5 protein-coding genes are annotated in these 6152 nt (G+C 36.6%); 3 read left to right on the forward strand and 2 right to left on the reverse strand.

Features of this window, described 5'->3' with window-relative positions; all coding sequences use genetic code 11:
* The 3 genes from AC3DU7_RS21970 to ileS form a co-directional block, all read left to right on the forward strand.
* On the forward strand, nt 1-310 hold a 310-nt coding region (locus tag AC3DU7_RS21970), incomplete at its 5' end, for a hypothetical protein (protein ID WP_488041434.1).
* A complete protein-coding gene (locus tag AC3DU7_RS21975) occupies nt 238-1374 on the forward strand; it encodes a hypothetical protein (RefSeq protein WP_488041435.1) in 1137 nt (378 codons plus the stop codon). The genes AC3DU7_RS21970 and AC3DU7_RS21975, both read left to right, overlap by 73 nt.
* A gap of 156 nt (nt 1375-1530) precedes the next feature.
* Nucleotides 1531-4986, forward strand: coding sequence for an isoleucine--tRNA ligase (gene ileS, locus AC3DU7_RS21980; RefSeq protein ID WP_488041436.1), 3456 nt, complete (start codon nt 1531-1533; stop codon nt 4984-4986).
* Between the two features lie 361 nt (nt 4987-5347).
* Here ileS and AC3DU7_RS21985 read toward each other — a convergent pair whose 3' ends face one another.
* Entirely contained in the window at nt 5348-5689 is a 342-nt protein-coding gene (locus tag AC3DU7_RS21985; protein WP_287274738.1) for a XisI protein, read from the reverse strand.
* Nucleotides 5677-6093, reverse strand: coding sequence for a XisH family protein (locus tag AC3DU7_RS21990; RefSeq protein WP_488041437.1), 417 nt, complete (start codon nt 6091-6093; stop codon nt 5677-5679). Before AC3DU7_RS21990 ends, AC3DU7_RS21985 begins: the two co-directional genes overlap by 13 nt.
* Between the last annotated feature and the right edge of the window lie 59 nt (nt 6094-6152).

The following is a 6152-nucleotide window of genomic DNA, read 5'->3' on the forward strand; positions in this document are numbered from 1 at the left end:
ATATGAAATGACTGATGACGAACACAGAAAATTAGCTGAAGTGTTGCATAGTGTTGAAGGTAAAGTGGCGATTTCTGGATATCATTGTCAATTATTTGATACCCTTTATCAAGACTGGTATTGTATTGATGCTCCAGCAAAAAAAGCTCATTCGACTAATACTGGTACTGACGGAAAAAAGCAAAACCGAGTTGAAGTTTTGTGGGTAAATTATCAATTATCAGAACAGGAGATTAAATGTCAGAACCACAAGAAATCCTTGAAACAATCTATCGACGGGCAACAGCTAACATTGCCGGGTCTTTTATAGATGACAGCGAAATGAGTCAGCAAGTAGAGTATATTGCGCGAAATCTCAAAAACCGTGCTGGAGTAAGATTACTGATGTCTTGCTTACTAGCAAAAATTCATAAACCAGAACTAGATGTGAGGAAACCTTACACAGAGATAGGTAGTAATGATGCTTTTTCAGGGCGTACTTATGATGAACAATATATTACTCCTTTTATCAATAAGTACAACTTACCTTGTAATAATACAACAGCTTTTCTCACACCTGCTCTACGAAACCGTAACAATACTTTGACAAAAGACTTTAATCTTGTTGGTCGTCCACCACAACTTTATCGTGCTATTCTCAATTTATTGGATGATGTTTATCATAACCGTGTTTTACCTTTGGACCTTTTAACAGAAACTGTTAGTTGGTTGATTATTTTTAGAAATGAAAGACAGCAACGCCTAGAATCATTAATTCAAACACTAAATACTACTAGAGATGATACACTTTTGTTGTCTTGTGAAGAGATAGTTAATCTAATCGAAAAACATTTGAGTTTGAAAGGAACAAGTCGTCTTCCAGTCCTAATAGTAGCTGCTGCATATAAAGTAGCTGAAAAATACCTGAAAGAAAGGATACTTTCTCTTCATTCTCATAATGCTGCCGATCTTCAAACAGGTGCATTAGGAGATGTAGAAATTACATTAATTGATAATGATGAGGTTGTAACTTGTTATGAAATAAAAAATAAATCTGTTACTAATAATGACATAGATAGAGCATTGCAAAAATTATCCTTAACCAATAAAAAAATAGATAACTATATATTTATTACTACTGAAAAAATTAATTCACAAGTTCAAGAATATGCCCGATCTTTATACTTAAATACTGGAGGAATAGAATTTACTATTCTGGATTGTATTTCTTTTACTAGACATTTTCTGCATTTATTTTATAGGTTAAGAAATAATTTTTTAGAGGTGTATCAAGAACTAATTCTGGCAGAACCAGAAAGTTCAGTCACTCAACCAGTGAAAGAAGCTTTTTTGGCAATGCGTCAAGCTGTTGAAGTGAGCGAGGAAGATTCCTAATTTATACTAAATCTGGTTGAAACTTTATATTACGCATACTACAATGAAATATAGTTGTGCAGATAAGATTAAACACAACCAACACCCTAGACAATGGATGATACAAAAAAATAGGTCTAAAATTCTCAATATACTAACAGAAAAATCTAAAATCTAATGGTTGAAGCCAAATCCTATAAAGACACTGTAAACCTGCCCCAAACCAAATTTAATATGAGGGCAAACTCAGTCACTCGCGAACCTGAACTACAAAAGTTTTGGGCAGAATCACAAATTTATGAACGTCTCTCAGAGACCAACCCAGGGGAAATATTTACCCTACATGATGGCCCGCCTTATGCTAATGGCGATCTACATATTGGCCATGCCATGAATAAAATTCTTAAAGATATTATTAACCGCTATCAAATTCTTCAAGGGCGAAAAGTGCGTTACGTTCCTGGTTGGGATTGCCACGGTTTACCTATTGAATTAAAAGTTATTCAAAATCTTAAGTCAGCAGAAAGGGGAAAACTCACACCTATAGAATTACGTCAAAAAGCTAGAGATTTTGCTTTGGAAACTGTTGATAAACAACGGCAGTCGTTTAAGCGTTATGGAGTTTGGGGAGACTGGGAAGATCCTTACATGACTTTGACTCCAGAATATGAAGCTGCTCAAATTGGGGTATTTGGCAAAATGGTTTTGAAAGGCTACATTTATCGTGGTCTTAAACCTGTACATTGGAGTCCGAGTTCTAGGACTGCTCTTGCAGAAGCTGAACTGGAATATCCTGAAGGTCACACATCTCAAAGTATCTATGCTGCTTTTAAAATTACGAAACTAGCAAAAGCGGTTGAAAAGTCTCTGGAACCTTACCTGGAAAAACTTTGGGTTGCTATCTGGACGACAACTCCTTGGACTATTCCTGGTAATTTGGCAGTTAGTGTTAACCCGGACCTCGACTATGCTGTTGTTAAACCGGATGCTGACTATGCAATGGGAGAAGACAAGTTATTTATCGTTGCAGCAGAAGCAGTGGAACGTTTGTCGGCAACTCTCGGTACAACTTTAACTCCTGTAGCAACAGTTAAAGGTCAAGATTTGGAAAATTGCATTTATCAACACCCACTGTTTGAGCGGGAAAGTAAAATTATCATTGGTGGCGACTACGTTACTACTGACTCAGGTACGGGTTTAGTTCACAACGCCCCCGGTCACGGTCCAGAAGACTATATATTAGGGCAACGTTATAATTTACCAATTTTGTCCCCTGTGGATGGCAATGGTAAATTTACTGCTGAAGCAGGAGAGTTTTCTGGGTTAAATGTATTAAAAGAGGGAAATGTTGCCATCATTGAAGCACTGCAAAATGCTAATTCTCTGTTGAAAGAGGAACCCTACGAACATAAATATCCTTATGACTGGCGAACTAAAAAACCAACTATTTTCCGAGCTACCGAACAATGGTTTGCTTCTGTAGAGGGTTTCCGCAATGAAGCACTCAAGGCGATCGCTGATGTGCAGTGGATACCTGCTCAAGGAGAAAACCGTATTACTCCTATGGTGAGCGATCGCTCTGACTGGTGTATTTCTCGACAAAGAAGTTGGGGGGTTCCTATTCCGGTATTTTATGAGGAAAAGACTGGGGAACCTTTGTTGACTGAGGAGACTATTGCTCATGTGCAAAAAATTGTTGCGGAAAAGGGTTCTGATGCTTGGTGGGAAATGTCGGTGGAGGAACTTTTACCGGAAAAATATCGCCCAGATGCTGACAAATACCGCAAAGGTACGGATACGATGGATGTCTGGTTTGACTCTGGTTCATCTTGGGCGGCAGTTGCTCAACAAAGGGATGGGTTAAAGTATCCAGTTGATATCTATTTGGAAGGTTCCGACCAACATCGCGGTTGGTTTCAGTCAAGTTTGCTGACGAGTATTGCTACGAATGGTGTTGCGCCATATAAAACTGTTTTGACTCATGGTTTTGTGTTGGATGAGAATGGTCGGAAGATGAGTAAGTCTCTGGGAAATGTGGTAGATCCGTCAATAGTTATCGAAGGTGGCAACAATAAAAAACAAGAACCTGCTTATGGTGCAGATATCTTGCGTTTGTGGGTTTCCTCTGTTGACTATTCTTCCGATGTACCCCTGGGTAAAAATATTCTCAAGCAAATAGCGGATATTTATCGCAAAATTAGAAACACGGCGCGATTTTTATTGGGGAATATCAATGATTTCGATCCGGAAAAAGATGCTGTTGCTTATGAAGAAATGCCAGAGTTAGACCGTTATATGTTGCACCGGATGACAGAGGTATTTGCAGAAGTTAAGGATGGTTTTGAGAAGTTTCAGTATTTCCGCTTTTTCCAAACAATTCAAAATTTTTGTGTGGTTGACTTATCTAATTTTTATTTAGATATTGCCAAAGACAGGCTTTATATTAGCGCCACTGATGCTTACAGACGGCGTAGTTGTCAGACTGTTTTAGCTGTAGCTGTAGAAAACTTGGCAAAAGCGATCGCTCCAGTTTTGCCTCACATGGCAGAAGATATTTGGCAAAATATTCCTTATCCGACTCCCTACAAATCTGTATTTGAGTCTGGATGGGTGAAAATGGAGTCAAAATGGCATAACCCAGAGTTGGCTAAATTATGGGAAGAGTTACGAAAAACTCGTACTGAAGTTAACAAAGTTTTGGAAAAAGCACGGGCAGAAAAAGCCATTGGTGCGCCTCTAGAAGCAAAGGTATTGTTGTATGTAAAAGATGCGGAATTACGGGAGCAAATACAAACTTTTAATCCTATTGCTAAAACAGAAAAAAGTCAGTCAGAATTTCTAGAAGCAAAAATAGAAACTGAACCAGAAAAAACAGAAAATAAAACTCCTAATAACCAAGAAAAATCTCCTGCTAATTTTACTCAAAAAAATAATTTTATATCAGAATTTCCTGATATTTTGAGTAAAGTATTTAGTGGGTATCAAAAAGTTTTAGGAGCAGTATTTTTTATCATTATATTACTGTTGTTAACCCGAATAACAGTAACAGTAGTAACAACAATTCACCAACTACCTGTAGTAAGTTCCATCATGGAATTAGTAGGAATTATCTACACAATTCGCTTTGTGACTGGCGACCTATTATTTGCTAAAAATCGGCAAAAGTTGTCTGAAAAAATTAAATCGACTACAGAAGATATCTTTGGCAAAGATGCTTTATTACCCAAACAGAAAAAATCAACAGATAATACAGTTAAACAGTCAGCAACTTTAGTTTCACCAGAAGGAGCTTATGTTCCTCCCAAAAAAGTGGATTCTACCCCTGTTCCACAAGTAGTAGAAACAGAAACTTTACCCAAGCAACCTAATAATATTAAAGACATGATTGCTGGTAATGGAGTTGATGAATTACGTTATCTGTTTATTACTTCTCAGGTAGAATTATTAGAATCTCCAGAAGCTTTAAGTAACCTTGAATATAAATCTATTTCAGACTCTTTAGGAGTAGGAGTAGTCAAAGCTGATGGTGAGAAATGCGACCGCTGTTGGAATTATTCTACTCATGTCGGTGTTTCTTCAGAAGACCCCACTATTTGTGAACGTTGTGTTGCTGCTTTAGCAGGGGAATTTTAACAAAAAGCAATCAGCAGTCAGCTATCAACTATCAGCTATTAGTAAGGTGCGTTAATAAAATGTAACGCACCGTCTATACTAAATAGGGTTTGCTGAAAAAGTCTTTTTTCTGGGGTAGGAGACAGGAGACAACCCACCCCTAACCCCTCCCAGGAGGGGAGGGGAGAAATGGGAATGAGCGAGGAAGTAGGAGTAAGAATTGTTCCTTGATTTTTCTGCCTAACTATGCGCCTAAGATACTAACTTTTTGAGCGTTTTAGACGTGATACCAGGTACTTTTTAAAGGCCCCAAAAAAGCTAAAGTCTTTATATGTAAATGCTTTTAGATTTAATCAGCAAGCCCTAAATAAAATCCTATAATTTAAACAATAGCAAAATCAGTTAACTTACGAGTTTCAGGATCGTGGAAAGCTAAAACAATATCTTCTTTCGGTACATTTTCCCTTAATAACTCATTAGCAATACCTTCCTCCGTCCAATCTTCTTCAATATAAATCTTCTCATTTTTAATCCGAATATGAACTTGAATATTTCTGATTTTTTTCTTTCCTTCCCAACCCATAAACAGCCAAAAATATTGATCGTGTATCTCGTCAAAAACAAGACAACTTTCTCGGTCTAAATTGCTTGAGCCTAAAACCCATTCGTGATATTCAGTTAATATCTTTTTAATATAATTACGATATTTTTCTAATTTATCCATTTGGTGATTTCCTCCCGATCTATATCAACAATAATCAAAAGTAATTGATTGATTTTAGTAATATCTTGAATTGAATCTCTTTGAAAAAAGTTTTCGTAAACACTGTCTTTAATTGCTAGGTAAATTTGATACTTTGGTTGAGTAAGATTGATTAGATTTCGATATAAAATATATTGTCCTAAAGCCATTTCAAAATCTCTCATGGGTGAGGGACTTAAAAAGCTTTTAATTTCGACAACAATTTTATCTCCTTTTTTTTCAGCAGCAATAGGTTTTTCTACTGCTAAATCAGCAAATAATTCAGCATCTTTGTATTTGATTAAATAAGGGTCGGCTAAAATTATCCAACCATCTTTAATTAAAGCATTTTTGACAGCTTGATGATAAGTATCTTTAGCTGGCATTATTTTCTCTTCCTTCTTCCTTTTCAAAGGAAATCATAATTAGCTAGTCGATCCAGTAG

The sequence above is a fragment of the Okeania sp. genome (assembly GCF_983059655.1).

Coding starts and splice junctions, on each gene's coding strand:
- ileS (WP_488041436.1), top strand. CDS start 1,531: ATGGTTGAAGCCAAATCCTATAAAGACACTGTAAACCTGCCCCAAACC.
- AC3DU7_RS21985 (WP_287274738.1), bottom strand. CDS start 5,689: ATGGATAAATTAGAAAAATATCGTAATTATATTAAAAAGATATTAACT.
- AC3DU7_RS21975 (WP_488041435.1), top strand. CDS start 238: ATGTCAGAACCACAAGAAATCCTTGAAACAATCTATCGACGGGCAACA.
- AC3DU7_RS21990 (WP_488041437.1), bottom strand. CDS start 6,093: ATGCCAGCTAAAGATACTTATCATCAAGCTGTCAAAAATGCTTTAATT.